General features: G+C 70.3%; 28 protein-coding genes. 15 read left to right on the top strand and 13 right to left on the bottom strand.

All coding sequences use genetic code 11. The annotated features are described in order from the left end of the window. The first annotated feature begins 215 nt into the window (after positions 1–215). The 6 genes from OG798_RS34720 to OG798_RS34745 all read left to right on the top strand — a co-directional run bounded on the left by OG798_RS34720 (position 216) and on the right by OG798_RS34745 (position 4,986). Positions 216–1,622, top strand: coding sequence for a family 2B encapsulin nanocompartment shell protein (locus tag OG798_RS34720; protein WP_328758213.1), 1,407 nt, complete (start codon positions 216–218; stop codon positions 1,620–1,622). A gap of 152 nt (positions 1,623–1,774) precedes the next feature. Beyond that, positions 1,775–2,821 carry a family 2 encapsulin nanocompartment cargo protein polyprenyl transferase gene (locus OG798_RS34725; RefSeq protein WP_328758214.1) on the top strand — a complete coding sequence of 349 codons (1,047 nt, stop codon included), beginning with the start codon at positions 1,775–1,777 and terminating at the stop codon, positions 2,819–2,821. 252 nt (positions 2,822–3,073) lie between these two features. Next, entirely contained in the window at positions 3,074–3,685 is a 612-nt protein-coding gene (locus tag OG798_RS34730) for a GNAT family N-acetyltransferase (RefSeq protein ID WP_328758215.1), read from the top strand. 158 nt (positions 3,686–3,843) lie between these two features. Further along, positions 3,844–4,140: a hypothetical protein gene (locus OG798_RS34735; RefSeq protein WP_097224812.1), complete on the top strand. Its 297-nt coding sequence runs from the start codon at positions 3,844–3,846 to the stop codon at positions 4,138–4,140. 21 nt (positions 4,141–4,161) lie between these two features. Continuing rightward, a complete protein-coding gene (locus OG798_RS34740; protein ID WP_121415050.1) occupies positions 4,162–4,575 on the top strand; it encodes a YciI family protein in 414 nt (137 codons plus the stop codon). 78 nt (positions 4,576–4,653) lie between these two features. Next, on the top strand, positions 4,654–4,986 hold the full coding sequence (locus tag OG798_RS34745; protein WP_095852660.1) for a DUF952 domain-containing protein: 333 nt from the start codon (positions 4,654–4,656) through the stop codon (positions 4,984–4,986). 70 nt (positions 4,987–5,056) lie between these two features. Here the strand turns inward: OG798_RS34745 and OG798_RS34750 are convergent, their stop codons facing one another. From OG798_RS34750 to OG798_RS34770, 5 genes are all read right to left on the bottom strand, one after another. Next, positions 5,057–5,815: a VOC family protein gene (locus OG798_RS34750; protein ID WP_267062788.1), complete on the bottom strand. Its 759-nt coding sequence runs from the start codon at positions 5,813–5,815 to the stop codon at positions 5,057–5,059. 19 nt (positions 5,816–5,834) lie between these two features. Continuing rightward, positions 5,835–6,689, bottom strand: a complete 855-nt coding sequence (locus OG798_RS34755; RefSeq protein WP_267062789.1) for a hypothetical protein — start codon at positions 6,687–6,689, stop codon at positions 5,835–5,837. Between the two features lie 113 nt (positions 6,690–6,802). Beyond that, a complete protein-coding gene (locus OG798_RS34760; RefSeq protein ID WP_054228118.1) occupies positions 6,803–7,219 on the bottom strand; it encodes a VOC family protein in 417 nt (138 codons plus the stop codon). An 81-nt stretch (positions 7,220–7,300) separates the two neighbouring features. Next, positions 7,301–7,726, bottom strand: coding sequence for a helix-turn-helix transcriptional regulator (locus OG798_RS34765; RefSeq protein ID WP_095852657.1), 426 nt, complete (start codon positions 7,724–7,726; stop codon positions 7,301–7,303). 40 nt (positions 7,727–7,766) lie between these two features. Continuing rightward, on the bottom strand, positions 7,767–8,660 hold the full coding sequence (locus OG798_RS34770; protein ID WP_267062790.1) for a helix-turn-helix transcriptional regulator: 894 nt from the start codon (positions 8,658–8,660) through the stop codon (positions 7,767–7,769). Positions 8,661–8,807: 147 nt separating this feature from the next. Between OG798_RS34770 and OG798_RS34775 the strand changes: the two genes are divergently transcribed. Next, positions 8,808–9,761, top strand: coding sequence for an NAD(P)-dependent alcohol dehydrogenase (locus tag OG798_RS34775; RefSeq protein WP_121415047.1), 954 nt, complete (start codon positions 8,808–8,810; stop codon positions 9,759–9,761). Positions 9,762–9,974: 213 nt separating this feature from the next. Here the strand turns inward: OG798_RS34775 and sodN are convergent, their stop codons facing one another. Next, positions 9,975–10,370 carry a superoxide dismutase, Ni gene (sodN, locus tag OG798_RS34780; protein WP_004983535.1) on the bottom strand — a complete coding sequence of 132 codons (396 nt, stop codon included), beginning with the start codon at positions 10,368–10,370 and terminating at the stop codon, positions 9,975–9,977. 144 nt (positions 10,371–10,514) lie between these two features. Here sodN and sodX point away from each other — a divergent pair, with 144 nt between their 5' ends. Beyond that, positions 10,515–10,949, top strand: a complete 435-nt coding sequence (sodX, locus tag OG798_RS34785) for a nickel-type superoxide dismutase maturation protease (RefSeq protein ID WP_095857783.1) — start codon at positions 10,515–10,517, stop codon at positions 10,947–10,949. Here the strand turns inward: sodX and OG798_RS34790 are convergent. Continuing rightward, positions 10,853–11,482, bottom strand: coding sequence for a CGNR zinc finger domain-containing protein (locus tag OG798_RS34790; protein WP_095852655.1), 630 nt, complete (start codon positions 11,480–11,482; stop codon positions 10,853–10,855). The two genes, sodX and OG798_RS34790, sit on opposite strands and share 97 nt — an antisense overlap. Before the next feature lie 110 nt (positions 11,483–11,592). Here OG798_RS34790 and OG798_RS34795 point away from each other — a divergent pair, with 110 nt between their 5' ends. Together OG798_RS34795 and OG798_RS34800 are read left to right on the top strand one after the other, a co-directional pair. Further along, positions 11,593–12,381 carry a class I SAM-dependent methyltransferase gene (locus tag OG798_RS34795; protein WP_095852654.1) on the top strand — a complete coding sequence of 263 codons (789 nt, stop codon included), beginning with the start codon at positions 11,593–11,595 and terminating at the stop codon, positions 12,379–12,381. A 203-nt stretch (positions 12,382–12,584) separates the two neighbouring features. Beyond that, positions 12,585–13,031 (top strand): hypothetical protein, encoded by a 447-nt coding sequence (locus tag OG798_RS34800; RefSeq protein WP_328758217.1) that lies wholly within the window; start codon positions 12,585–12,587, stop codon positions 13,029–13,031. A 64-nt stretch (positions 13,032–13,095) separates the two neighbouring features. Here the strand turns inward: OG798_RS34800 and OG798_RS34805 are convergent, their stop codons facing one another. Genes OG798_RS34805 through OG798_RS34815 form a run of 3 tightly spaced genes read right to left on the bottom strand, consistent with a single transcriptional unit; the run spans position 13,096 to position 15,820 of the window. Further along, positions 13,096–13,890 carry an amino acid ABC transporter ATP-binding protein gene (locus OG798_RS34805; RefSeq protein ID WP_306454730.1) on the bottom strand — a complete coding sequence of 265 codons (795 nt, stop codon included), beginning with the start codon at positions 13,888–13,890 and terminating at the stop codon, positions 13,096–13,098. Next, entirely contained in the window at positions 13,887–14,825 is a 939-nt protein-coding gene (locus OG798_RS34810) for an amino acid ABC transporter permease (RefSeq protein ID WP_095852652.1), read from the bottom strand. The genes OG798_RS34805 and OG798_RS34810 overlap by 4 nt, the downstream gene beginning before the upstream one ends. Positions 14,826–14,863: 38 nt before the next feature. Then, entirely contained in the window at positions 14,864–15,820 is a 957-nt protein-coding gene (locus OG798_RS34815; protein ID WP_095852651.1) for an ABC transporter substrate-binding protein, read from the bottom strand. 543 nt (positions 15,821–16,363) lie between these two features. On the opposite strand from OG798_RS34815, the gene OG798_RS34820 reads away from it, so the two are divergent. The 4 genes from OG798_RS34820 (at position 16,364) to OG798_RS34835 (ending at position 19,893) form a co-directional block, all read left to right on the top strand. Next, on the top strand, positions 16,364–17,638 hold the full coding sequence (locus tag OG798_RS34820) for an NAD(P)-dependent malic enzyme (RefSeq protein ID WP_097224806.1): 1,275 nt from the start codon (positions 16,364–16,366) through the stop codon (positions 17,636–17,638). A 352-nt stretch (positions 17,639–17,990) separates the two neighbouring features. After that, a complete protein-coding gene (locus tag OG798_RS34825) occupies positions 17,991–18,956 on the top strand; it encodes a zinc-binding dehydrogenase (RefSeq protein ID WP_095852648.1) in 966 nt (321 codons plus the stop codon). 161 nt (positions 18,957–19,117) lie between these two features. After that, positions 19,118–19,327 carry a helix-turn-helix domain-containing protein gene (locus tag OG798_RS34830; RefSeq protein WP_010984411.1) on the top strand — a complete coding sequence of 70 codons (210 nt, stop codon included), beginning with the start codon at positions 19,118–19,120 and terminating at the stop codon, positions 19,325–19,327. Continuing rightward, entirely contained in the window at positions 19,327–19,893 is a 567-nt protein-coding gene (locus tag OG798_RS34835) for a Clp protease N-terminal domain-containing protein (RefSeq protein ID WP_328758218.1), read from the top strand. Before OG798_RS34830 ends, OG798_RS34835 begins: the two co-directional genes overlap by 1 nt. A gap of 106 nt (positions 19,894–19,999) precedes the next feature. On the opposite strand, the gene OG798_RS34840 is transcribed toward OG798_RS34835, so the two are convergent. Together OG798_RS34840 and OG798_RS34845 are read right to left on the bottom strand one after the other, a co-directional pair. After that, positions 20,000–21,070: a PadR family transcriptional regulator gene (locus tag OG798_RS34840; protein ID WP_328758219.1), complete on the bottom strand. Its 1,071-nt coding sequence runs from the start codon at positions 21,068–21,070 to the stop codon at positions 20,000–20,002. 1 nt (position 21,071) lies between these two features. Beyond that, a complete protein-coding gene (locus OG798_RS34845) occupies positions 21,072–21,947 on the bottom strand; it encodes a DUF4097 family beta strand repeat-containing protein (protein ID WP_067368788.1) in 876 nt (291 codons plus the stop codon). 233 nt (positions 21,948–22,180) lie between these two features. Here OG798_RS34845 and OG798_RS34850 point away from each other — a divergent pair, with 233 nt between their 5' ends. Further along, a complete protein-coding gene (locus OG798_RS34850; RefSeq protein WP_095852644.1) occupies positions 22,181–23,008 on the top strand; it encodes a hypothetical protein in 828 nt (275 codons plus the stop codon). A gap of 27 nt (positions 23,009–23,035) precedes the next feature. Here the strand turns inward: OG798_RS34850 and OG798_RS34855 are convergent, their stop codons facing one another. Continuing rightward, the gene (locus OG798_RS34855) at positions 23,036–23,218 is read right to left on the bottom strand and encodes a DUF6104 family protein (protein WP_005312030.1); all 183 of its coding nucleotides are present in this window, start codon (positions 23,216–23,218) and stop codon (positions 23,036–23,038) included. Positions 23,219–23,384 lie beyond the last annotated feature (166 nt).

The raw sequence follows: 23,384 nt of genomic DNA on the forward strand, positions 1-23,384 counted from the left end.
GGAGTTCCCGCCCGCAACGGCTCCGCGCTGTTCGAAGGCGACGCCTCCGGCTGTTCGAGGACGACGCCTCCGGCTGTTCGATCGATCGACAAAAGCGGACCCTCTGCCCAATCCAACCGTGATCCATTCCCCCTCATTCGTGTAATAGCACCGGCACGCTCCGTGATGGAAGGCTGGTCGGCGCAGATCAGTGCACGACCGGGAGGGCAATTTTCATGTCGGTAGGCGAAGAGGTCCGTGCGGGTCAGGGCAAGCCGCAGCAGAGTCTCGGCACATCCGCCGCGCGGAACCTGGCCACCACCACCAAGTCCGCGCCCCAGATGCAGGAGATCAGCTCACGGTGGCTGCTGCGCATGCTTCCGTGGGTGAACGTGCAGGGTGGCACGTACCGCGTGAACCGGCGGCTCAGCTACTCCGTGGGCGACGGCCGCGTGACGTTCGTGAAGACCGGTGACCGTGTGCAGGTCATCCCCGCGGAGCTCGGCGAGCTGTCCGTGCTCCGCTCGTTCGAGGATCAGGAGGTGCTCGGCGAGCTCGCCCAGCGGTGCCAGCAGCGGGAGTTCGTACCGGGCGAAGTGCTCGCCTCGTTCGGCAGCCCGTCCGACGAGGTGTTCCTGCTCGCGCACGGCAGGGTGGAGAAGATCGGTACCGGCCCGTACGGCGACGACGCGGTCCTCGGCGTCCTCGCCGACGGCGCGTACTTCGGCGAGCAGGCGCTCATCGACCCGGACGCCATCTGGGAGTACACGGCCCGCGCCGTCACCGCGGTCACCGTGCTCGCGTTGCCCCGCCAGGACCTCGAGCAGGTCGCCGAGCGCTCCGAATCCCTGCGCGAGCACCTCACGTCGCTGCGCGCGATTCCGGAGCAGCGCACCAACAAGTACGGCGAGAAGGAGATCGACCTCGCGGCCGGCCACACAGGGGAGCAGGACATCCCCGGCACCTTCGTGGACTACGAGGCCGCGCCGCGCGAGTACGAACTGAGCATCGCCCAGACCGTGCTGCGCCTGCACACGCGCGTGGCCGATCTCTACAACCAGCCGATGAACCAGACGGAGCAGCAGCTCCGCCTCACCGTCGAGGCGCTGAAGGAGCGCCAGGAGCACGAGCTCATCAACAACCGGGAGTTCGGACTGCTCAACAACTGCGAGTACGACCAGCGGCTCCAGCCGCACGACGGCGTACCCAGCCCCGACGACCTGGACGAGCTGCTCAGCCGCCGGCGTGGCACCAAGCTGTTCCTCGCCCACCCGCGCGCGATCTCCGCGTTCGGCCGCGAGTGCAACAAGCGCGGACTGGTCCCCGAGAGCGTCGAGATCGCGGGCAACCGCGTCCCGACCTGGCGCGGTGTGCCGCTGTTCCCGTGCAACAAGATCCCCGTCAGCGACACCCGTACGACCTCGATCATCGCCATGCGTACCGGCGAGGCCGAGCAGGGTGTCATCGGCCTCCAGCAGGCGGGCATCCCGGACGAGATCGAGCCGAGCCTGTCGGTGCGCTTCATGGGCATCAACGAACAGGCGATCATCTCCTACCTGGTGACGGCGTACTACTCGGCGGCGGTTCTCGTGCCGGACGCCCTCGGCATCCTGGAGAACGTCGAGATCGGCCGCTGGCGGTGACCTTCCCGACGCCGGCCGCCGTGTTTCCGCCCGATCAGGCGGGAACACCGGGGGCGAGGCGGAGTCCGGCCGAGACCCTGGACAGGCGGGGCCTCATCGGCAAGCCCATGGAGGGCGGGCCCTTGGACGACGGTGCCGCGGACGGGAGGCCCATGGATCGGCAGGTCGCGCCCGGCTCGCTGGACGGACAGGAGGCGGCGGGCATCCTGGAGTACGCCCGGGCGTCCGTCGACCCCGAGCTGCGCAGGGCTGTCGACTCGCTGCCGGGATCCATGCGCCGGATCGCGCTCTACCACTTCGGCTGGGAGCACGCGGACGGCACCCCGGCGGCGGGCAACGCGGGCAAGGCGATCCGCCCGGCCCTGGTGCTCACCGCCACGGGAGCGCTCGGCGGTCAGCACGCGGCCGCCGTACAGGCGGCGGCCGCCGTGGAGTTGATCCACAACTTCACGCTGTTGCACGACGACGTCATGGACCGGGACACCACCCGCAGACACCGCCCCACCGCGTGGACCGTGTTCGGCGACGCCGACGCGATCCTCGCCGGGGACGCCATGCAGGCGCTCGCCCAGCGGCTGCTCGCCGAGGACTCGCACCCGGCGTCCGGGGCCGCCGCCGCCCGGCTCGCGTCCTGCGTCGTCGAGCTGTGCGAGGGGCAGCACGCGGACACGGTCATGGAGAAGCGCGGACCCGCCGAGGTCACCCTCGACGAAGTGCTCGCCATGGCCGAGGCCAAGACCGGCGCGCTGCTCGGCTGCGCCTGCGCGCTCGGCGGGCTGTACGCGGGAGCGGACGAGGAGGACGTCGACGCGCTGGACGCGTTCGGCCGGGAGGCCGGGCTCGCCTTCCAGCTGATCGACGACGTGATCGGGATCTGGGGGGACCCGAGCCGCACCGGCAAGCCGGCCGGGGCGGACCTCATCGCCCGCAAGAAGTCCCTGCCCGTGGTCGCCGCGCTCGCCTCCGGCACCCCGGCGGCGACGGAGCTCGCAGAGCTGTACGGAGTTCCCTACGAGGAAGGGGAGCTGGAGCGCACGGTGCTGGCCGTCGAGCGGGCGGGCGGCCGTGACTGGGCGCAGCTCCAGGCGGCCGACCGGATGTCCCGGGCGATGCACGAGCTGTCCCGGGCGATCCCCGACCCGGAGGCGGCGGGCGGCCTCCTCGCACTCGCGGAGTTCGTGACGCGGCGCAGCAACTGACCCGTCCGAACCTTCGGATGATCCGTTCGACCTTTCAGAAGGGCGGTTGAAGACCCCGGGGCCTCCGGGACCGTACGGCACCTGACCTCCGTACGGCACGGGGCTCCGGCCGGGGCGGGTCCCGCGCATCCCCACGGTGCGCGGGGCCCACCCCTCTCAGGCCCCGACAGCCCCGACAGGCCCGACGGACCCGGCAGGCCCTAGGCTGCAACAGCCGTACGATCAGCGGCGGTTGAGGCGAGAGGGTGGGACATGGGCGTGGTGATCCGGACGGCGGACGAGGGCGACCAGGAGCTGGTCACCCGGCTGCTCGACGAGGCGTTCCAGGACGACCCGGTGAGTGTCTGGGTCTTTCCGGACGCGGCGCACCGACGTGCCAAGCACCCCGGCCTGATGGGGATGTTCACCGAGATCGTGCTCGCCGAGGGCCGCATCGACGTCACGGAGGACGGCACGGCGTGCGCGCTGTGGCTGTCCGTGCCCGCCGACGCCGGCCACGCCGACGACGAGGACGACGGTCCCGTACGGCTGCGTGAGGCCGTCGACCCGGACAACGAGCGGGTCGAGCTGATAGGCCGCCTGACGGCCGGGATCCACCCCGCGGGCCGCGCCCACGAGTACCTGTGGATGATCGGCGTGGCGCCGGGGCGCCAGGGCGAGGGCCTCGGCACCGCGCTCGTCCGGTCGGTTCTCGACCGCTGCGACCGCGAGGGCCTGCCCGCCTATCTGGAGGCGAGCAACGCCGACAGCCGCAGGCTCTACGAACGTCTCGGCTTCGACATCACGGGGCGCCCTCTCGACCTGCCGGACGGTCCGCGGATGTGGCCGATGTGGCGCGAGCCGCAGCCCGGGCGGGGGGCCTGATCGGGCAGGTCGTAGGACAGCGGGCTCGGCATCTGTCTGTGCGGCGGTGTACGGCTCGCGGGGGCGCTGCTCGACGGGGCGCGTGCGTTCAAGAACGGCGTCTTCGTGCGGACGTACAGCAGGAAGCGCTGAAGCTTCTCCCGCCCTACCCTGAAAGCATGGGCACCGATGAGCATGTCTGCCCCGCCTGCCGGCAGCCGGTCACCACCACCGTCGTGCGGCGCCACAAGACGCTGGGCGCGTTCGTTCCCGTATGGGGTCCCGGCCCCTGTCACAACCCCGAGTGCGAGGCGTACGTCGGCGAGCCCGGCGCCGCAGTCGGAGCAGGGTCCGGAGCCGGGGTCGGGGCCGTAGGCAGCGCGGGGTCCCGGTCCGTACCCGGGACCGGAGCCGAACCCGGCAGGGACACCGGGGAGCCCAGGGAGCATCCCGGGGAGTCCGTCGCGGAGAAATGAGGAAGCCGAGGGAGCCGACTCATGAAGTACCTGGTGATGGTGCAGGGCGCGCAGGCGGACTACGAGGGCATGCGGGGCAAGGGCTCCGCGCACGCCCCGGCCTGGAGTGAGCAGGAGCTGCAGGCGATGTACGCGTACATGGGCGCGATCAGCGACGACCTCTCGAAGTCCGGTGAGCTCGTCGACGGGCAGGGGCTGGCCGAACCGGCACAGACCCGCCTGGTCACGGCCGGGCAGGACGGGAAGGCCGTCGTCACCGACGGGCCGTACAGCGAGACCAGGGAGCTGATCGCCGGCTACTGGGTACTGGAGTGCGAGAGCCTGGAGCGGGTCACCGAGATCGCCGAGCGCGTCACCCGCTGCCCCGGCCCCGAGGGTGCCACGAACTACCCGGTGGTCATCCGCCCCATCCTGGACGGCGCCGGAGACATCTGAGCGGGATGCGCCCGCGGTCTCCCCGAGCGGCGCCGATTGGAGACACGGGCGGCCCGGCCGAGGCCGTAGCGTGTCGGCATGTCCGAACCCCTGTTGCACCTCACCGAGCGCTCCCTGTGGGACGCGGCGCGCGCGTCCGGCGCGTACGAGATGTCCACCCGTGGCCGCACCCTCCAGGAGGAGGGCTTCATCCACTGCTCGCTGCGGCACCAGGTCCCCGGGGTCGCCTCCTTCCTGTACGGCGGGTACGACGGCCCCGACGAGCTGGTGCTCCTGGTCATCGATCCCGAACGGCTGGACGTGCCGCTGCGCTACGAGGCGGTCAAGCCCGGGGGAGAGGAGTTCCCGCACGTCTACGGGCCGATTCCGGTGGCGGCCGTGGTGGACGTGGAGGTGTGGGAGTCCGCGTAGGGCTGTCCGCCTCGGGCCGTCCGCTTCGGGCCGTCCGCCTCGAGCCGTCCGCTTCGGGTCGTTCTTCGGATCAGGCCGGGGCCGGGAGGCTGCCCGTCGCCGGGTCCCGGCCGGTCAGGCAGTACGTGCCGCCGACCGGGTCCCGCATGACGGCCCAGCGGGCGCCGTGACCGACGAGCACGGCTCCGAGCCGCTCGTGGTCGGCGCGTACCGCCTCGATGTCCGAGCAGGCGATGTCGAGGTGGGCGGCGGCGGGGCGGGCGGTGTCGAGGCGTTGCAGGAGGATGCGGAAGGGGAGCCCGGCGGGCGGCCTGAGCAGGTGGAACTCCGGGAGCGCGCCGGGGTGCGACTCCCATCCGGTCAGGGCGCTCCAGAAGGCGACTTCGGCCTCGAAGCGGGTGGGCGCCACGTCCAGGCACACCTGGTCGAGGCGGCTGGTGGCGCCGGTGGGGCCCGGAACGACCGCAGGCCGCGCCGACTCGCCGTGCCAACGGACCGCGCAGAACGGCTGACCACCGGGGGAGCGCAGGACGACCAGGTCCTCTTCGGTGGTGACGAGCTCGGCGCCAAGCCGCCGGGCCGACTCCGCCAGCGCCGGTACGTCCTCGACGGCGAGGTCGAGATGGGCGCCGCCGTCGCCCGCGTCGACGCCCTGCGCCTTGACGCAGGCGTCGGTGCCGTCGGGCAGCAGCGTCACGAACTCGCCCTGCTCACCGCGCGGTTCGGACAGCTTCGTCGCCGTGACCGCGGTCCAGAAGCCGCAGGCGCGATCGAAGTCCTTCATGGGCCGGTCGACGAAGGCGTAGGTCCATCGAATGAGGTCAGCCATGGGCCGTTACCGCTCCCTCTCAGATGCCGTGTGCGGCTCGTACCGTCTCCTGTCCGATCAGCCCGCGCAACGATGTTTTCACCCGTGAGACGAAGGCGTCCCGCGCGTCGGGGGAGAGGACGTCCAGGGACAGATACGGGTTCAGGTCCTCCAGCTCCACGAGGAGCAGTTCGCCGTCGGGGGCCCGGCAGGCGTCGACGCGCTGGATGCCGTACGCGATGTCGTTCCAGTCGACGAACCGCTGCGCGAACTCCCGGTCCCGCTCGGTCGGCTCGTACGGTTCCAGGGCCCAGCGCTCGTCCGGGCGGGGGGCGTACAGGGCGTACTGGAGGGTGTGGTCGACGAAGTAGAAGGACACCTCGTAGCGGAAGTCGATGCGCGGCTGGACGAGGATGTTGCCGTACGACAGTTCGGGCAGCCGGTCGCGCGGTACGAATTCCAGGCCGATGGAATCCGCTCCCAGCTTGGGCTTCACGACGTAGGTGTCGACGTCCGGGAGCCGGTCGAGGTCCTCCGCGCGGTCGATGGTCGGGATGACCGGAAACCCCGCCGCGGTGAGGTCCAGCAGGTACCCCTTGCCCGCCATGTCCCCCTTGCCGGACAGCTGGTTGTACACGCGGACACCTTCCGTGACCGCCTGCTTCCGGAACGCGTCGTACTGCGCCTGGTAGTGCAGCACGGGCCCGCTGTTGCGCACGACCACGGCGTCGAAGCCGGTCATCAGCGCGGCCGCGTCCAGGGGGTGGCACACGGCGAGGTCGAACTCCTCGCGCAGCCGGGAGGTGAGGAAGATGTCCTCGTCGCAGTACCGCCGCCCCTTGGCCGGGTAGGCCAGGTCACTGACGTAGAGGACGCGGGGGCGCGCGGACGGCATCGATGACTCCTCGGACCACGGGACTTCAGACGTTTCATTCCATGGGCGACCCGCTCCCACGGAACACACGGACGTAGTCTCCCTCCCGGCGGCCTATGCGGGGGTGGCCGGGGTCAGGCATCGGGGCGTTCGGTGAAACGGAGGAGGTTGCCCGCCGGGTCGCGGAAGGCGCAGTCGCGGACGCCGTACGGCTGGTCCATCGGCTCCTGGAGGACATCGGCGCCCGAGGCGCGGACGCGTTCGTAGAGGGCGTCGCAGTCGGCGGTGGAGAAGATGACGCCGCGCAGGATGCCCTTGGCGAGGAGCTCGGCCATGGCCTGTTTGTCGGCCGGGGAGATGTCCGGGCTCGCGGCGGGGGGCTCCAGGACGATCTGGACGTCTGGCTGGAGCGGGGAGCCGACCGTCACCCAGCGCATCCCCTCGAAGGCGACGTCACCCCGAACCTCCAGGCCGAGGACGTCCCGGTAGAAGGCGAGCGCTTTGTCATGGTCGTCCACGGCGATGAAGCACTGTGAGAGTTTCAGGTCCATGGCCCCACGCTAGGACCTGTCCGGCCGATCACGCCGGAGAGGCGCCGCAGCTTTCCTCCACCGTGATCGGCCGGACAGGCCCTAGAGGCGTGTACCCGGTTCCGCTTCCGGGTTGCGGTGGCGGGCCGGGCGGGTCAGGCGCTGGGCCACGCACGGCGGGATCGGGGCGCCGTGGTCGTGCGGCCGGGCCCGGTACGCGCTCGGGGTCTCGCCGACCAGCTCCGTGAAGCGGGAGCTGAACGAACCGAGCGACGTACAGCCCACGGCGAGGCAGACCTCCGTGACCGTCAGGTCGCCCCGCCGCAGCAGGGCCTTGGCCCGCTCTATTCGGCGGGTCATGAGATAGCTGTACGGCGTCTCCCCGTACGCCGCCCGGAAGCTCCGCTGGAAGTGCCCGGGTGACATCAGCGCGGTGCGCGCGAGCGCGGCGATGTCCAGCGGCTCCGCGTACTCGCGGTCCATCCGGTCGCGTGCCCGGCGCAGCCGGACCAGATCCTCCAGAGTCATTTCCTCAGGATGGCACGCGCCACTGACAGAGACCGGTGGGTCAAGGCCGTGGACGGGACGCAGCCGCCGGGCCGGGAGTGACGAGCAGGCCGGCGAGCAACTGGAGACGCTCGGCGTCGGGCCCGCCCTCCTCGGCGGTGAAGGCGATGAGTACGGGGCCGGTGGCGTCCGGCATCGGGTACGCGTCCCAGTCCAGGTTCAGCTCCCCGATCAGCGGGTGACGGACGCGCATCCGGCCGCGGGTGGTCTCCGCCACGTCATGACGCGCCCACAGGCCCGCGAACTCGTCGCTGCGGACGGCGAGTTCACCGACCAGCTCGACGGCGCGCGGATGTCCCGGCTCGGCCGCGACCTGCGTACGCAGCATCGCGACCAGCTCGGCGACGGTGGCGGCCCGATCCGGGCACGTCCGGTCGGCCTCCGGGTGCAGCAGCAGCGACAGCAGATTGCGTTCGCTCCGCGGGCGCTGAGTGAGCTCGCCGAGCAGGGCACCGGCGAGCGGGTTCCACGCCAGTACGTCCAGGAAGCGGCCGACGACCACGGAGGGCGAGGTCATCGTGCGCAGCAGCCGCAGGGTGGTGGGTGGCACCTCCTCGGGCGCGTGGTGGCGCGGGCGCCTCGCGGGCGTGCGCGCGGCGGCGGCGAGGCTGTGCAGATGCCGGGTCTCCTCGGCGGAGAAGTCGAGGGCGCGCGCGAGGGCGTCGAGGACCTGCTCGGAGGGGCGTACGTCGCGGCCCTGCTCCATGCGCTGGTAGTAGTCCGAGCTGACCCCGGCCAGCAGGGCCAGTTCCTCGCGCCGCAGCCCGGCGACGCGCCGCCGCGGACCGGGTTCCAGACCGACGTCCTCGGGCCGCAGCCGGGTGCGGCGAGTCCGGAGGAACTCCCCGAGTTCGCGTCGGGGATCGTCGCTCACCGCGACGGGCTTGTCGGTCACGGCTTCAGTATGCCCGCGGCGCGGCCCGCGAGGGTGGGTCCGCCGGACCCAGGAAAGCCGAACCCGGGAAAAGGCGAACGACCGTGATACCGCGGCCCGGTACCAGGATCTGAACCGCAACAGCAGACCGCGGAGAGGAACAGCGCCATGAAGGCCGCTCAGATCACGAGTTACGGCGACGCGGCGGACGTGCTGCGGATCAATGACGTCGACCGGCCCGCCCCCGGCGCGGGTGAAGTACTGGTCCGCGTCGAGGCGTCCAGCGTGAACGGCCACGACGTGATCATCCGTTCCGGGGAGATGAAGATCGTCTCAGGGCGCCGGTTCCCGCTCGGCACGGGGCTGGACTTCGCCGGCGTCGTCACCGAATCCGGCACCGGCGTCGAGGGCCCGCGGGTCGGGGACCGGGTGTGGGGCACGGTGCACCCCCGGCAGCGACACACCATCGCCGGGGCGGCCGAGTACGTCGTCGTCCCCACGGACCGGCTCGCGCCCGCCCCGGCGGGGCTCTCCGCGGCCGACGCGGCCTCCCTGGTCGTCGCCGGCGCGACGGCGCTGATCGCGGTGCGGGACACCGTGCGCCTCGCGCCCGGAGAGAAGGTCCTGGTCCGCGGCGCGGCGGGCGGCGTCGGCACGGCCGCCGTCCAACTCGCCCACGCCCTGGGCGGCCACGTGACCGCGCTGGCCCGCGCCCGTCACGCCCCCGCCCTCACCGACCTCGGCGCCGACGAGGTCCTTGACCACGGCTCCACCACCTCGGACCGGATCGGTCCCTTCGACGTCATCGTCGACACGGTCGGCACGGAACTGAACTGCTACCGCAGCCGGTTGGCCAAGGGCGGCCGGATGGTCACCGTCGGACTGTCGGCCCCCGCCCTGGCCGCGATCGCGGCATCGAGCGTGTACGGCGCCCGCCGCATCCGCACCTTCAGCGCCAACCCCGACGCCACCGTGCTGCGCGCCCTGGCCGACCATGTCACCTCGGGAGCGCTGCGCCCGGTGGTGAACAGCGTGTACCCACTCGCGGACATCGCCGCGGCGCACCAGGCTTTCGAACGGGGCGGCGTCGTCGGCAAGCACGTGGTCGCCGTATCCGAATGAAGTCCCACGAACGAAGCCCCGACGAAGGACGAACGAAACGCGGGCGAACGAAACGCGGGCGAAAGAAGCCCGGTGAAAGAAGCCAGGCGAAAGAAGACCGCACCCGGACCGTCGTGGACGCCGTGTTCGGCGCCCCGCGGGCCGGGTGCGGGCAGAGGGACCGTGCGACCGGAGAAACCGAACAGGTCGCGGGTCGAGCCGTATGACCAAAGGTCAGGCCTTCTTGGTCTCCCAGAAGATCTTGTCGATCTGGGCGATGTAGTCCAGCGCCTTCTGGCCCGTGGCCGGGTCCGTGGACGCCTTGGCGGCCGAGAGGGCCTTCAGGGTGTCGTTGACCAGCTGGTGCAGCTCCGGGTACTTCTCGAAGTGCGGGGGCTTGAAGTAGTCGCTCCAGAGCACCGACACGTGGTGCTTGGCGAGCTCGGCGCGCTGCTCCTTGATGACGGTGGCGCGAGCCTGGAAGTGCGGGTCGTCGTTGCCGGCCATCTTTTCCTGGACGGCCTTCACCGACTCCGCCTCGATGCGGGCCTGGGCCGGGTCGTACACGCCGCAGGGCAGGTCGCAGTGCGCGCTGACCTTGACCTTGGGGGCAAACAGGCGGGAGAGCATTGAGCTGTCCTTCCTCGTGATCGTCTTCTCAGGTGGGACATTACTCCGTGGGAGACGTCTTTTCTCGAGTGCCCCCATGGGCTTAGGACAAAAGTCCGGGGTGAGACTGGGACTGGTGGAGGATGGACCGGGGAGGTGCCGGTGATGCCGGAGCTGTCGCAGGAGACCGAGCGTGGGAGGGCCGTGCTGCCGTTCGGGGCGGCCGAGGTGACGGGGCCCTCCATGGTGCCCACGCTCCAGCACGGAGATCGGCTCGTCGTGCAGTACGGGGCCCGGGTCAGGCCCGGTGACGTGGTCGTTCTGCGCCATCCGTTCCAGCAGGACCTGCTGGTCGTGAAACGGATCGCGGAGCGGCGCGAGGGGGGCTGGTGGGTGCTCGGGGACAACGCCTACGCGGGTGGGGACAGCACCGACTACGGGACCGTGCCCGAGGACCTCGTCCTCGGGAAGGTGCGTTTCCGCTACCGGCCCTACCTGCCGGGTCAGCGCTCGCCGTTCGCAGTCGTCCGCTGGGCGCTGGGCGCCGCCAGGCCGGTGCTTTCCGACCGGTCGGCCTCCAGGCGTTTGCGGGCCCGGTAGGCCGCCACGTTGGCGCGCGTCGCGCAGCGGTCCGAGCAGTAGCGCCGGGAGCGGTTCGTCGACGTGTCCAGGTACGCGTTGCGGCAGGGGGCCGCCTCGCAGAGGCCCAGGCGGTCCACGCCGTACGAGGTGAGGTGGAAGGCGAGTCCCATGGCGGCGATCGCCGCGTAGCCCGCGGTCGCGTTCGACGGGTGGTCCGCCAGGTGCATGTGCCACAGCGGGCGCCCGTCGTCGTCCCGGTGGTCGTGCCCGGAGATCTGCGGGCTGACGGGGAACTCCAGGAGAAGTGAGTTCAGCAGGTCCACGGACAGGGTCTCGTCGCCGCCGTCGGCCGCCTCGAAGACGGCGCGCAGCCGGGCGCGGACCGACCGGAAGCGGGTGACGTCCGCGTCCGTGGCGCGGCGGGCCGCGGAGGAGTTCCCCTCGAAGAGGTCCCGGACCGCCTCGACCGAGGTGAGCGAGTCCTTGCCCCGGGTCGGCTCCTCGGTGTTGACGAGGCGTACCGCGTAATCCGAGTAATAGGCCAGTTCCACTTGTAGTCCTTACGGAGGCGCTCTATCGTCGTGCGTGCGGTCAGGTAACGGCTGATTGCGCTTCCAGGGTATTACGCGGGCGAGTGAAGACGAACGGAGAAGGGGTTTCCATGACCGTCGGCATCGGAATCGACAGCGACGAGATCCATGGCAACGGCACCGACTGGCACGCCTGGCAGGAGAGCTGGGACCGGCAACAGGAGTGGTACATGCCGGACCGCGAGGAGCGCTTCCGGGTGATGCTCGACATGGTCGAGGCCCTGTGTGGCCCGGAGCCGCGCGTCCTCGACCTGGCCTGCGGCACCGGCACCATCACGGCCCGGCTCCTCGACCGCTTCCCGAAGGCCACCAGTACCGGCGTCGACCTCGACCCGGCGCTGCTCACCATCGCCGAGGGCACCTTCGCGGGCGACGAGAGGGTCTCCCTCGTCACGGCCGACCTCAAGGATCCGCACTGGGCGACCCGGCTGCCGTACGACTCGTACGACGCCGTCCTGACCGCCACCGCCCTCCACTGGCTGCACAGCGAACCCCTCGCGGTCCTCTACGGCCAGATCGCGGAGCTCGTCCGCGACGGTGGCGTCTTCATGAACGCCGACCACATGATCGACGAGTCCACGCCCCGGATCAACGAGGCCGAGCGCGCCCAGCGGCACGCCCGGATGGACCAGGCCAGGGTGCGCGGGGCGCTCGACTGGGCCGCCTGGTGGGAGCTGGCGGCCCAGGACCCCGTCCTCGCCGCGCCGACCGCCCGCCGCTTCGAGATCTACGGGGAGCACGCCGACGGCGACATGCCGTCCGTCGACTGGCACACGCGTGTGCTGCGCGAAAAGGGCTTCGGGGAGGCGCGGGCGGTGTGGCGGTCGCCGTCCGACGCGCTGGTGCTCGCGGTCAAGTAATCCGCGGGGCGGTTCGGTTGAGGCGGTACGGGACTCGTACCGCCTTTTCCGCGCCCTGCGCGGCCTCCCGCCGCTGCGCGGGTAAGTGCCGCCGCAACTGGACGAGTTGACTCCGAATTCACAGTTGCGCAGATGTGCGAGCATATTGGATGATCTTTCCTCGCATGGGGCGGCCTCCATGCCGCCCGTCAAACGAGGGAAGGTTGTGCAATGCATGGGGGACCGCCGTCGCGGCGGCCATGTGCGCGGTCGTGACGTTCGCCGGACTGGCCACGGCGCCCATGGCGTACGCGGAGTCCGGCAAGGGAGGTTGCTCCACCTACTCGAACGTGGACACCTTCCCCGACAACGACCACGCGGTCATCTGGAAGTCCTGCCTCAGCAAGAAGTCCAAGGGCGTGGGGCACCCGAGCGCGATCGTCTCCATGGGGAAGAAGCACGCGAAGTGCACGATCCTGATCAGGGTCCTCACGACGGGCGAGAGGATCGTGTCCAAGAAGTCGTACCCCTGCCCCACGGGCAAGGTGGTCAACAAGCACTACGCCGGCAAGGACTTCCACGGTAAGGGGCAGTTCACGACCTTCGTGCAGCTGCAGGGGCTCAACACCGAGGGCAACCTCTCGCCGCGCAGCCCCTGGTTGAACCTGTAGTGATCCGGAACGTCGGATGCCGCCCACCCCTTCACGGGCGGGCGGCATCCGGCTGTCGAAACCCTCAGAGCACCTTGGACAGGAACGACTGCGTCCGCTCGTGCTGCGGGTTCGTCAGTACGTCACGCGGGTGGCCGGACTCGACCACCACACCGCCGTCCATGAAGACCAGCGAGTCGCCCACCTCGCGGGCGAAGCCCATCTCGTGGGTGACGACGATCATCGTCATGCCGGACTCGGCGAGGTCGCGCATGACGTCGAGGACGTCACCGACCAGCTCCGGGTCGAGCGCCGAGGTCGGCTCGTCGAAGAGCATCAGCTTCGGGTCCATCGCCAGCGCGCGGGCGATGGCGACACGCTGCTGCTGACCGCCGGACAGCTGCGAGGGGTAGTTCTTCGCCTTGTCGGCCAGGCCGACGCGCTCCAGGAGCTGCTCGGCACGCGCCCGGGCCTGGGTCTTGCTGATGCCCTTGACCTGGACCGGGGCCTCCATGACGTTCTCGAGCGCCGTCATGTGCGGGAACAGGTTGAAGCGCTGGAAGACCATGCCGATGTCCCGGCGCTTCAGTGCGACCTCGCTGTCCTTGAGCTCGTACAGCTTGTCGCCCTTCTGGCGGTAGCCGACCAGCTCACCGTCGACGGACAGCCGGCCGGCGTTGATCTTCTCCAGGTGGTTGATGCACCTCAGGAAGGTCGACTTGCCGGAGCCGGAGGGGCCGATGAGGCAGAAGACCTCGCCGGGCTTGACCTCCAGGTCGATGCCCTTGAGGACCTCGACCGCGCCGAAGGACTTGTGGACGCCTTCGGACTTCACCATCGGCGTACCGGAAATGTCTTTGGTGGTTTCGTTCTCGGTCATGCCGCCGCTCCCTGACGGTTGGACAGGGACGTCAGATTGGCCTTGATCTTCTGCAACGGGGTAGGCGGCAGCTGACGGCTCGAACCGCGGGCGTAGTACCGCTCGACGTAGTACTGGCCCACGCTCAGGACCGAGGTCATGATCAGGTACCAGGCGGCGGCCAGGAAGAGCATCTCCACCGGGGCGCCGGAGGTCTGTCCGATGTCCTGGGCGTACCGCAGGAGCTCGTAGTACTGCACCGCCGACACGAGGGAGGTCGTCTTGAGCATGTTGATGACCTCGTTGCCCGTGGGCGGCACGATCACGCGCATCGCCTGCGGGATGATGATCCGCCGCAGTGTCTTGCCGTGGCTCATGCCCAGCGCGTGCGAGGCCTCGGTCTGGCCCTCGTCGACCGAGAGCAGACCGGCACGGCAGATCTCGGCCATATACGCGGCCTCGTTCAGACCCAGGCCGAGCAGCGCCGTCAGGAACGGCGTCATGAAGCTGGACCAGTAGTCCTTGTAGATCGGCCCGAGGTTGATGTACTCGAAGACCAGACCCAGGTTGAACCAGACGAACAGCTGGACGAGGACCGGGGTGCCGCGGAAGAACCAGATGTAGAACCACGCGATGGACGAGGTCACAGGGTTCTTCGACAGGCGCATCACGGCGAGCAGGATGCCGCCCACGATGCCGATCACCATCGAGAGCACCGTCAGCAGCAGCGTCTGGCCGACGCCCTTGATGATGCGCTGGTCGAAGAAGTAGTCCGGTACGGCATTCCAGTTGATCTTGCCTTGGCCGAACGCGTAGATGATCGCGACGAGCACGGCGATCGCGATGACGGCCGAGAGGTACCGTCCGTAGTGCCGGACGGGGATGGCCTTGATGGCCTCCGGCCCGGCCGGAGGAGTGTCCTCCGGCCCTGCCGTCTTGTCGATGTCAACAGTCACGGGTGTTCTTGCCTTTCAGTGCCCGCTCGGTTCCGCGGTCACTTGCCGCCGTTGACCGCGGCCGTCTTGACGGCGCCGGCCTCGACGCCCCACTTCGCTATCACCTTGTCGTACTCGCCGTTCTTGATGATCGCGTCGAGCGCGGCCTGCAGTGCGTCGCGAAGCTGCGTGTTGGACTTGGCGACCGCGATGCCGTACGGCGCCGCCTCGACCTGCTCGCCGACGAGCTCGAAGTCCTTGCCGCCGCCCGAGGTCTTCACCGCGTACGCGGCGACCGGGAAGTCCGAGGAACCGGCGTCGGCGCCACCGGCGCGCACCCGGGTCTGGGCCTGCTGGTCGTTGTCGTAGGACTCGATGGCGATCTTCTTGCCGCCCGTGCACTTCTTCGACTCGGACTTGGCGAGGTCCTCCGAGACCGTGCCGCGCTGCACCGCGATCTTCTTGCCGCAGAGGTCGGCCCAGGTCTTGATGTTCTGGGTCTTGCCCTTGGGGGTGTAGATCGAGACACCCGCGGTGAAGTAGTCGACGAAGTCGACGCCCTCGCCGACCTTCTTGCCGGTGTCGGCGTCGACACCGTTCTGGCGGTCCGCGGTGTCCGTCATCGCGGACATCGCCATGTCGTACCGCTTGGAGCGCAGACCCGTGATCAGGGTGTCGAAAGTGCCGTTCTGGAACTCGAACTTCACTCCGAGCTGCTTGCCCATCGCGTCCGCCAGATCGGGGTCGATACCCACGGTCTTGCCGGAGCTGTCCTTGAATTCGACGGGCGCGTACGCGATGTCCGAGCCGACCTTGATGACACCCGCGTCACGGATCGACGCGGGCAGCTTGGAGGCCAGCGGAGCTGAGGCGGCGCTCGAGGAGGAGCTGTTGGAGTCCTTCTTGGTCTGGTCACCGCAGCCGGTGAGGATCAGGGCCCCGGCGACCGCGATCGCGCCGACCGCTGCTATCCGGGACTGCGCGGCGGTCGTACGACGGGTGGAGCTTGCGGTCATGGTGGGTGCCTCCGGCGGATGAGGGAGTTGCCGATGGGTCGACGAGAACACACACCTTTGGGTGTCGCGACCTCGTGTGATGACGGCATCTTGCCATTCGGACTGCGCGCTTCAAGGGACTCGCTATGTCAAAATCGGATAACGGGTGACCCCCGAACCGCCACGGACGACTCCATCAGGGCCGGACCTTGTGCGGGAATCCCTCCTTCCGGCCGGAAGATCTTCGGCGCATCTCACGATGCGGGCCGCCACTACTCCGCACTTGTAGTGTGTTGAGGTCATGTCCCGGACTTGTCCACATATCCAGGTATGAGTCATGTCACCGGCGTGTGAGCTTCGCGGTATGGACTCGTCGCCGACCTGGTCCGTCCGGTAAGAAGGTTCTCTACACCCCTCATCCGGGGCTCAGGGCGCGTGTGCGGCGCGCCCGTCGCGTATCCGCCCGTACGCACCACCACGGCGGCAGGGTTACGCGGTGCCCGCCCACCCCTCAACCAGGAGTGGTCACCCTCAAATCAATGAAGACTTAAGGGGTAAAACAAAGTGGCAGCGGAGATCGTCAATCCTCGCAGCGACAGCAGTACGGGTCTTGAAGGCGACGTGGAGCCGGTCAATTCCGCCGGTTCCGTCGACACCGTCGGTTCCGCCGGTTCCGTCGACTCCCTCGACTTCGACCCTGCCTTTGCGCTGCACCGTGGCGGCAAGATGGCCGTGCAGGCCACCGTGCCCGTCCGTGACAAGGACGACCTGTCCCTGGCGTACACGCCCGGCGTGGCGAAGGTGTGCAGCGCCATCGCCGAGCAGCCCGAGCTCGTCCACGACTACACGTGGAAGTCGTCCGTCGTCGCTGTGGTGACGGACGGTACGGCGGTGCTGGGACTCGGTGACATCGGCCCGGAGGCCTCCCTTCCCGTGATGGAGGGCAAGGCCATCCTGTTCAAGCAGTTCGGCGGGGTGGATGCCGTGCCGATCGCGCTGGACTGCACGGGCGTCGACGAGATCGTGGAGACCGTGGTCCGGCTCGCTCCCTCGTTCGGGGGCGTGAACCTGGAGGACATCTCGGCGCCGCGGTGCTTCGAGATCGAGCGCAAGCTCCAGGAGCGGCTGGACATTCCCGTCTTCCACGACGACCAGCACGGAACCGCGATCGTGACGCTGGCGGCGCTGCGGAATGCCGCGAAGCTGACCGGGCGGACGCTGGGTGATCTGCGTGCGGTGATCTCGGGGGCGGGGGCGGCCGGGGTCGCCATCGCCAAGTTCCTGCTGGAGGCGGGGATCGGTGACGTCGCGGTCGCGGACCGCAAGGGCATCGTCTCCGCGGACCGGGACGACCTGACGGACGTCAAGCGGGAGCTCGCCGGGATCACCAACAAGGCGGGGCTCACGGGGTCGCTGGAGTCGGCGCTCGCGGGCGCGGACGTCTTCATCGGCGTGTCCGGGGGTACGGTGCCGGAGCCGGCGGTGGCGTCGATGGCCGAGGGGGCCTTCGTCTTCGCCATGGCCAACCCGAATCCCGAGGTGCACCCCGAGATCGCCCACAAGTACGCGGCCGTGGTCGCCACCGGGCGGTCGGACTTCCCGAACCAGATCAACAACGTGCTGGCGTTTCCCGGGATCTTCGCGGGGGCGTTGCAGGTGCGGGCGTCTCGGATCACCGAGGGGATGAAGATCGCGGCGGCCGAGGCGCTCGCTGCGGTCGTCGGGGACGACCTTGCCGCGGACTACGTGATTCCGTCGCCGTTCGATGAGCGGGTGGCTCCCGCGGTGACCGCGGCGGTGGCCGCGGCTGCTCGGGCCGAGGGCGTTGCCCGCCGCTGACGCGGCCGCGTGATGTCAGGGCCTCGCCGGGTGTGCTCCCGGCGGGGCCCTGCTTTCTTTCCCGGATTGGTCCGTACAGGGGCCCCATCATCCCCAGGGGCTCCGCCCCGGACCCCCGCCAAGGACGCGCCCTCGCCGTCCTGCGGGTGGGCTGCCCCCTGCACCCCGGCGGGCGGAGTCTTCAGGGTCGCGGGGAACTGCGCGACCAGCCCCTACCCCGGGCGGGAGGTCGGCGGTCGCTTTCGCTCGTGGTCGGAGCGGACCGGTGTGACGTGGAGCGTGAGGGTGGCGGGACGTGTGTCACAGGGGGACCTGGTTCCGCCGGGCGGGGGCGGAGCCTATCGTCAAGGTCATGTTCGCTGCCTACGCCGCCCGCATTGACCGTGACCAGCCGCTCACCGGCCTGGAGTTGGGGGAGCGTCCGGCCCCCGAGCAGAGGCCGGGCTGGACCACCGTGAACGTCAGGGCCGCGTCCCTGAACCACCATGACCTCTGGTCCCTGCGCGGCGTCGGTCTCGCCGAGGACAAGCTGCCGATGATCCTCGGATGCGACGCGGCCGGCGTCGACGAGGACGGCAACGAAGTCGTGCTGCACTCGGTCATCGGACAGACGGGGCACGGGGTCGGCCCGAAGGAGCCCCGTTCCATCCTCACCGAGCGCTACCAGGGCACGTTCGCCGAACAGGTCTCCGTCCCGACGTGGAACGTCATCCCCAAGCCCAAGGAACTCTCCTTCGAGGAGGCCGCCTGTCTGCCGACCGCATGGCTGACGGCGTACCGCATGCTCTTCACCAACGCCGGAGTACGGCCCGGCGACTCCGTCCTCGTCCAGGGCGCCGGCGGCGGCGTGGCGACCGCCGCGATCGTGCTCGGCAAGGCCGCCGGTCTTCGGGTCTTCGCCACCAGTCGCGACGAGGCCAAGCGCAAGCGGGCGGTCGAGCTGGGCGCCGTGGAGGCCCTAGAGTCCGGCGCACGGCTGCCGCAGCGCGTGGACGCGGTCATCGAGACGGTCGGCGCGGCCACCTGGTCGCACAGCGTCAAGTCGCTGCGGCCCGGCGGCACGCTGGTCATCTCGGGCGCGACGAGCGGCGACCGCCCCTCGCACGCCGAGCTCACCCGCATCTTCTTCCTGGAACTCAAGGTCGTCGGCTCCACGATGGGCACCAAGGACGAGCTGGAGGATCTGCTCTCCTTCTGCGCCGCCACGGGTGTGCGACCCGTCATCGATGAGGTGCTTCCGCTGGACCGGGCCCGGGAAGGGTTCGAGCGACTGGAGGCGGGCGACCAGTTCGGGAAGATCGTTCTTACCGCGGGATGAGGGTGAGGGATTGAGGGACCCTCGGCTGCTCGGGCCGAGGTGCAGTGCAGTGCAGCGTGGAGCGGTCACGGCGGGCTCGGGAGGCATTCGAGCCCGCCGTTTCGCGTACCGCCTGTCAACTGGGGTTGACATCCGTCCTGCTGTCAACCTAGATTGACATCATGACCGAAGCAACGGATCTCGCCGAGCGTGCGGGTGATCGCGATCCGCGGATCGGACTGCGGGCGGTCTCCGCGCTGCGGAGGCTGCTGGAGCAGTTGGAAGCGGTACAGGTGCGCAGCGCGCGCAATCAGGGCTGGTCGTGGCAGGAGATCGCCGCGGAACTCGGAGTGAGCAGGCAGGCCGTGCACAAGAAGTACGGGAGGCAGTGATGTTCGAGCGGTTCACGAAGGACGCCCGGGCCGTGGTCGTGGGGGCGGTCGGGCACGCCGAACGCACGGGTGCCGAGGCGGTGGACGAGGAGCACATGCTTCTCGCCCTCCTCGATCGGGAGGGCAGCCGTGGCTCGTTCGTGCTGGCCTCGCTCGGGGCGGCCGGTCGTCGGGACTCGATGGAACGGTCGCTTGCCGATGCGCGTCGGTGGGGCGGGCTCTCCCGCGCCGACACGGAGGCGCTCTCCGGGCTCGGGATCGACCTCTCGGAGATCGTCTCCCGGGTGGAGGAGGCACACGGGGTCGGGGCGTTGGGATCGGGGAACGGGGGTGGCGGCGGGCGACGCTCCAGGCGTCGGCCGTTCGCCCCGGGGGCCAAGGACGTGCTGACGCGGTCCCTTCGTGCCGCCCTCGCCCGTCATGACCGGCACATCGGCGACGAGCATCTGCTGATGGCCCTGACCGCACGGCCCGGTGTGTCGGCGGAGGTGCTCGCCGACCACGGGGTCACCTATGAGGCGGTCACGCGCGTGCTGTACGGCGGCGGGGAGGCCAAGGCGGGGTGAGCGAGCGGTCGCAACCGGGGCTCCGGCCGGGGGCTTCTCCGAGGTCCCCGGCCGGAGCCCGGGGGGATCCCCTCGGGCCTCGGAAAGCCCCGGGCGGCGATGGGCGTCAGCTCTTCGGCGTGCGCAACGCGGCCCCGATGTGCGCCGCAGCCGTCGACAAGTGGCGGCGGGCCGATCGGAGTTGGTCCTCCGTCACCCCGTGGTCGCGGGCGGCGTCGCGGATGTCGTCGCGGAAGCGGTCCAGGAGGCGTTCGAGGTCGCGGGCGGGGTCGCCGGTGGAGTCCTCGTGGGCCCAGGAGGGTGCGTAGTCGGCGGGGAAGTCCTCCGGAGTGTCCGTGTACTCGGCGTACTCGGGCTTCGCCGACCCGGTGGCCGTCGTACCCGCGCGGCCGAAGCCGAAGTCCTTACCGAAGTCCTTGCCGAAGGTCTTCCCGAAGTCGCCGAACTCCTTGGCCAGTTCGCTCAGGCCCTCACGGACCCCGTTCGGCCAGTCGCCGCGCGCGAAGCGGTCCTGGACCTGCTCCTGGACCCGCTTGGCCATGCGCTGCATCTCCTCCTGCGCCTCCTTGGCCTGGCGCCGCGCGCGCTGCGCCTCGTCGCGGGCCCGGCGGCTCTCGTCCTTCGCGCGCCGGTTCTGTTCCTTCCACTCCTGCTTGACCCGCCGCATCTCCTCCTTGGCGACCCGCCACGAGTCCTTGTCGCGGAAGTCTCCGAAGTCCCCGAACTCGCCCGCGGGCCCTTCGTGTTCTCCGGTGCTGGTGCCGGTGCCAGTGCCGCTCTTGCCGCCTCGCCTCGCCTCGGTGGCCGCGGCCCGCATCTCTCGGCGCAGATCGCCCGCCGCGCCCCGCACATCGGCGCGGATCTCCGCGGCGAGCTCCGCGACCGACTCGCGGATCTCGAGCTCCAGGTCGGCCAGTTCGCCACTGCGGTCGGCCAGTTCGGCGCGGCCCGCGTCCGTGATCGCGTACACCTTGCGGCCGCCCTCGGTGGTGTGGGTGACCAGCCCTTCCGCCTCCAGCTTCGCCAGCCGGGGGTAGACGGTGCCTGCCGAGGGTGCGTACAGCCCCTGGAAGCGCTCCTCCAGGAGCCGGATCACCTCGTACCCGTGGCGGGGGGCCTCGTCCAGCAGCTTCAGCAGGTAGAGGCGCAGGCGGCCGTGGGCGAAGACGGGAGGCATGTCAGAGCACCTTCTTGTCGGTCGGGGTCTCCGGAGAAGCGGACGACCCGTCCTCGTGGGGCTCGTCCTCCGCCGTCGGCCTGCGGAGCATGGCGATGGAGCCGGAGACGGTCATCGCCTTCAACTTGCCATTGCCCGCGCCCAGTCGGCCGGTGATCTTCTTGGCGCCCCACTGGCCGCTGACCCGGAGATCCTCGAAGGCACTGGAGACCGTGCCGCTGGCGGTGTTGGCCTCCACCTCGGCGTCCGCGGGGTGGGGGAGGCGGATGGCGATCTCCCCCGAGACGTTCGACAACTGGACGTCGGTGGGGGTGCCCCTGGGGTCGAGGTCCACGATCATCGAGCCGCTCACCGATTCGGCGCGCACGGAGCAGCCCGAGGCCTCGACCACGGTCAGGTCGCCGGAGACGGAGTTGAAGCGGAGGTCGCCGGTGACGGCCTGGGCCTCCAGGCTCCCGGAGACGGTCTCCACGCGGACGGGGCCGGCGATCCGTACGAGGGTCGTGTCGCCCGTGACGCCCCTGACCGCCACCCGGTTCTCCATCCCGGAGACCACGGCGGCGGCGCCGACGACGCCCACCTCGACGGGGGTGCCGGCCGGGACGGCCAGCGTGACGACGGCGCTGCGGCGCCAGCCCTTGCGGTCGAGCCACTTGAGGAAGCCCTTCCAGGGCAGGTCCTCGTAGGCCACGGTGAGCGTGCCGTCCTGCTGGGTCACGAGCAGCGGCGGGCCCTCCAGCTCGGAGACTTCCAGGCGGGCGGAACCCTCGTCGGTCCCCACGACGTTCACTGTTCCGTTGACGACGCGCACATGAAGTGCCGTCACGGGGTCGTCGAAGGTGAGCTTCCTCGGCTCTGCGACGGACCACTCGGACATGGTGCAGACCTCCCAACGACCCGACCAGACCGGGCGCGCGTCTGGACTCGACGTAATCTGGACTCGACGCGCCATATCGCGTCTTCCGTCATTCACGATATATCGCGGATATGGAAAGTCAAGGCACTCGTTTGGGGGAAGTGGTGCTCTCGCGGTCGGGGCTTGCGGGTGAGTGGTGGGGACTTGACGGGCAAAACGGGTCATTCGGGTCGTAGTCGATCTACGGTGTGCCCATGTCCACGACGCCCGACTCGTCCCAGGCCAAGGCCGCCGGCGCCCTGCTGCTCTGCCGGGCAGGGCACGAGTCCGTCGGTCTGGCCGCCCAGCTGTTGCGGGAGCGGATGCTGCTCACCGGGGCGGGCCCCGAGTGGAGCGTGCTCGTTCCCGAGGGGGAGCCCTGGCTGCACGGCAGCGAGCCCGTCGACCGCGTGGTCACGGGGTGGGCCACCGCCCTGGCCGTCAGCGCCCCTTGGCCCGTACTGGCCCTGTGGTGGGACGCGGACCGCAGCGGGCTCACTCTCGCGGCGGGCTTCCGGCGCAGCGTGGGCTACGAATGGCTGGCGGACGGCACCCCGGTCGGTGAGGACGAGGCGATGCGCACCTTCGCCGCGCGGCTCGGCCTCGACCCGGTCCTCGACATGCCGGCGCTCGACCCGCTGACCAGGCCGGTGTCCGGGGCGGACGCCCGCGCGCGCCTGCGGGGACTGCTCGCCGTCCTCACGCGCGCGGGGGTGCTGCTGCCGGCCGGGCTCGGCCCCGGGGAGCCGACCGACCGGCTCCTCGAGGTGGCCCGGACCCAGCCCGGCGCCGAGCAGATCGAGTGGAACGGGTGGCGTGCGGCGGTCCGGGCGGAGCCGGCGGCGGTGGAGGGCGCCGGTGGGGGTTCCTGGCTGCGCGGGCGCCGGGCCCGTGTCCTCGCGACCGGGCAGCTGGCCGCCGGGCTGCCGCTCACCGTGTGGGGCGTACGGCGCCACAGCGCGGGCTGGATCGTCGCGGGGACGCTCCTGATGCTCCACGGGGCGCTCGGCCTCGCGTACGACCGGCTGCGCGCCTTCGACTGACGCCCACCCGCTCCCGACGTCGGGGGCCTACTCCTCGTCGTCCTCGTCGTCCAGCCGCGCCAGCCACGTCGCCAGCCGCTCCACCGGCACCTCGAAGTCCGGATTGAGGTCGACGAACGTACGCAGCTGCTCGGCGAGCCACTCGAAGGTGACCTCCTCCTCGCCGCGCCGCTTCTCCAGTTCCTCGATGCCACGGTCGGTGAAGTACATGGATGGTGCTCCGTCGGTGAAAGTGAAGGGGAACGCTGAGAAAAGGATAAGTGGGCGCACGGGGCGGCCGGAGGGCCTCGGACCCCGTATCACCGCCGGAACGGTGGTACAGGGAAGGGCCCGGCCTCCGGTGTTCTCGGAGGCCGGGCCCGTCACCGGACGTGAG

Source organism: Streptomyces sp. NBC_00271 (assembly GCF_036178845.1).
Classification (GTDB): Bacteria; Actinomycetota; Actinomycetes; order Streptomycetales; family Streptomycetaceae; genus Streptomyces.

What these genes read in the sequence shown, in the direction of transcription:
- OG798_RS34755 (WP_267062789.1), bottom strand. Translation starts at nt 6,689, where the DNA reads ATGCCGTCCGCGCGCCCCCGCGTCCTCTACGTCAGTGACCTGGCCTAC.
- sodN (WP_004983535.1), bottom strand. Translation starts at nt 10,370, where the DNA reads ATGCTCTCCCGCCTGTTTGCCCCCAAGGTCAAGGTCAGCGCGCACTGC.
- OG798_RS34825 (WP_095852648.1), top strand. Translation starts at nt 17,991, where the DNA reads ATGTTCGCTGCCTACGCCGCCCGCATTGACCGTGACCAGCCGCTCACC.
- sodX (WP_095857783.1), top strand. Translation starts at nt 10,515, where the DNA reads ATGCCGGAGCTGTCGCAGGAGACCGAGCGTGGGAGGGCCGTGCTGCCG.
- OG798_RS34735 (WP_097224812.1), top strand. Translation starts at nt 3,844, where the DNA reads ATGGGCACCGATGAGCATGTCTGCCCCGCCTGCCGGCAGCCGGTCACC.
- OG798_RS34765 (WP_095852657.1), bottom strand. Translation starts at nt 7,726, where the DNA reads ATGACTCTGGAGGATCTGGTCCGGCTGCGCCGGGCACGCGACCGGATG.
- OG798_RS34740 (WP_121415050.1), top strand. Translation starts at nt 4,162, where the DNA reads ATGAAGTACCTGGTGATGGTGCAGGGCGCGCAGGCGGACTACGAGGGC.
- OG798_RS34840 (WP_328758219.1), bottom strand. Translation starts at nt 21,070, where the DNA reads ATGCCTCCCGTCTTCGCCCACGGCCGCCTGCGCCTCTACCTGCTGAAG.
- OG798_RS34845 (WP_067368788.1), bottom strand. Translation starts at nt 21,947, where the DNA reads ATGTCCGAGTGGTCCGTCGCAGAGCCGAGGAAGCTCACCTTCGACGAC.
- OG798_RS34805 (WP_306454730.1), bottom strand. Translation starts at nt 13,890, where the DNA reads ATGACCGAGAACGAAACCACCAAAGACATTTCCGGTACGCCGATGGTG.
- OG798_RS34750 (WP_267062788.1), bottom strand. Translation starts at nt 5,815, where the DNA reads ATGGCTGACCTCATTCGATGGACCTACGCCTTCGTCGACCGGCCCATG.
- OG798_RS34720 (WP_328758213.1), top strand. Translation starts at nt 216, where the DNA reads ATGTCGGTAGGCGAAGAGGTCCGTGCGGGTCAGGGCAAGCCGCAGCAG.
- OG798_RS34760 (WP_054228118.1), bottom strand. Translation starts at nt 7,219, where the DNA reads ATGGACCTGAAACTCTCACAGTGCTTCATCGCCGTGGACGACCATGAC.
- OG798_RS34850 (WP_095852644.1), top strand. Translation starts at nt 22,181, where the DNA reads ATGTCCACGACGCCCGACTCGTCCCAGGCCAAGGCCGCCGGCGCCCTG.
- OG798_RS34835 (WP_328758218.1), top strand. Translation starts at nt 19,327, where the DNA reads ATGTTCGAGCGGTTCACGAAGGACGCCCGGGCCGTGGTCGTGGGGGCG.
- OG798_RS34830 (WP_010984411.1), top strand. Translation starts at nt 19,118, where the DNA reads ATGACCGAAGCAACGGATCTCGCCGAGCGTGCGGGTGATCGCGATCCG.
- OG798_RS34795 (WP_095852654.1), top strand. Translation starts at nt 11,593, where the DNA reads ATGACCGTCGGCATCGGAATCGACAGCGACGAGATCCATGGCAACGGC.
- OG798_RS34725 (WP_328758214.1), top strand. Translation starts at nt 1,775, where the DNA reads ATGGATCGGCAGGTCGCGCCCGGCTCGCTGGACGGACAGGAGGCGGCG.
- OG798_RS34775 (WP_121415047.1), top strand. Translation starts at nt 8,808, where the DNA reads ATGAAGGCCGCTCAGATCACGAGTTACGGCGACGCGGCGGACGTGCTG.
- OG798_RS34730 (WP_328758215.1), top strand. Translation starts at nt 3,074, where the DNA reads ATGGGCGTGGTGATCCGGACGGCGGACGAGGGCGACCAGGAGCTGGTC.
- OG798_RS34855 (WP_005312030.1), bottom strand. Translation starts at nt 23,218, where the DNA reads ATGTACTTCACCGACCGTGGCATCGAGGAACTGGAGAAGCGGCGCGGC.
- OG798_RS34815 (WP_095852651.1), bottom strand. Translation starts at nt 15,820, where the DNA reads ATGACCGCAAGCTCCACCCGTCGTACGACCGCCGCGCAGTCCCGGATA.
- OG798_RS34745 (WP_095852660.1), top strand. Translation starts at nt 4,654, where the DNA reads ATGTCCGAACCCCTGTTGCACCTCACCGAGCGCTCCCTGTGGGACGCG.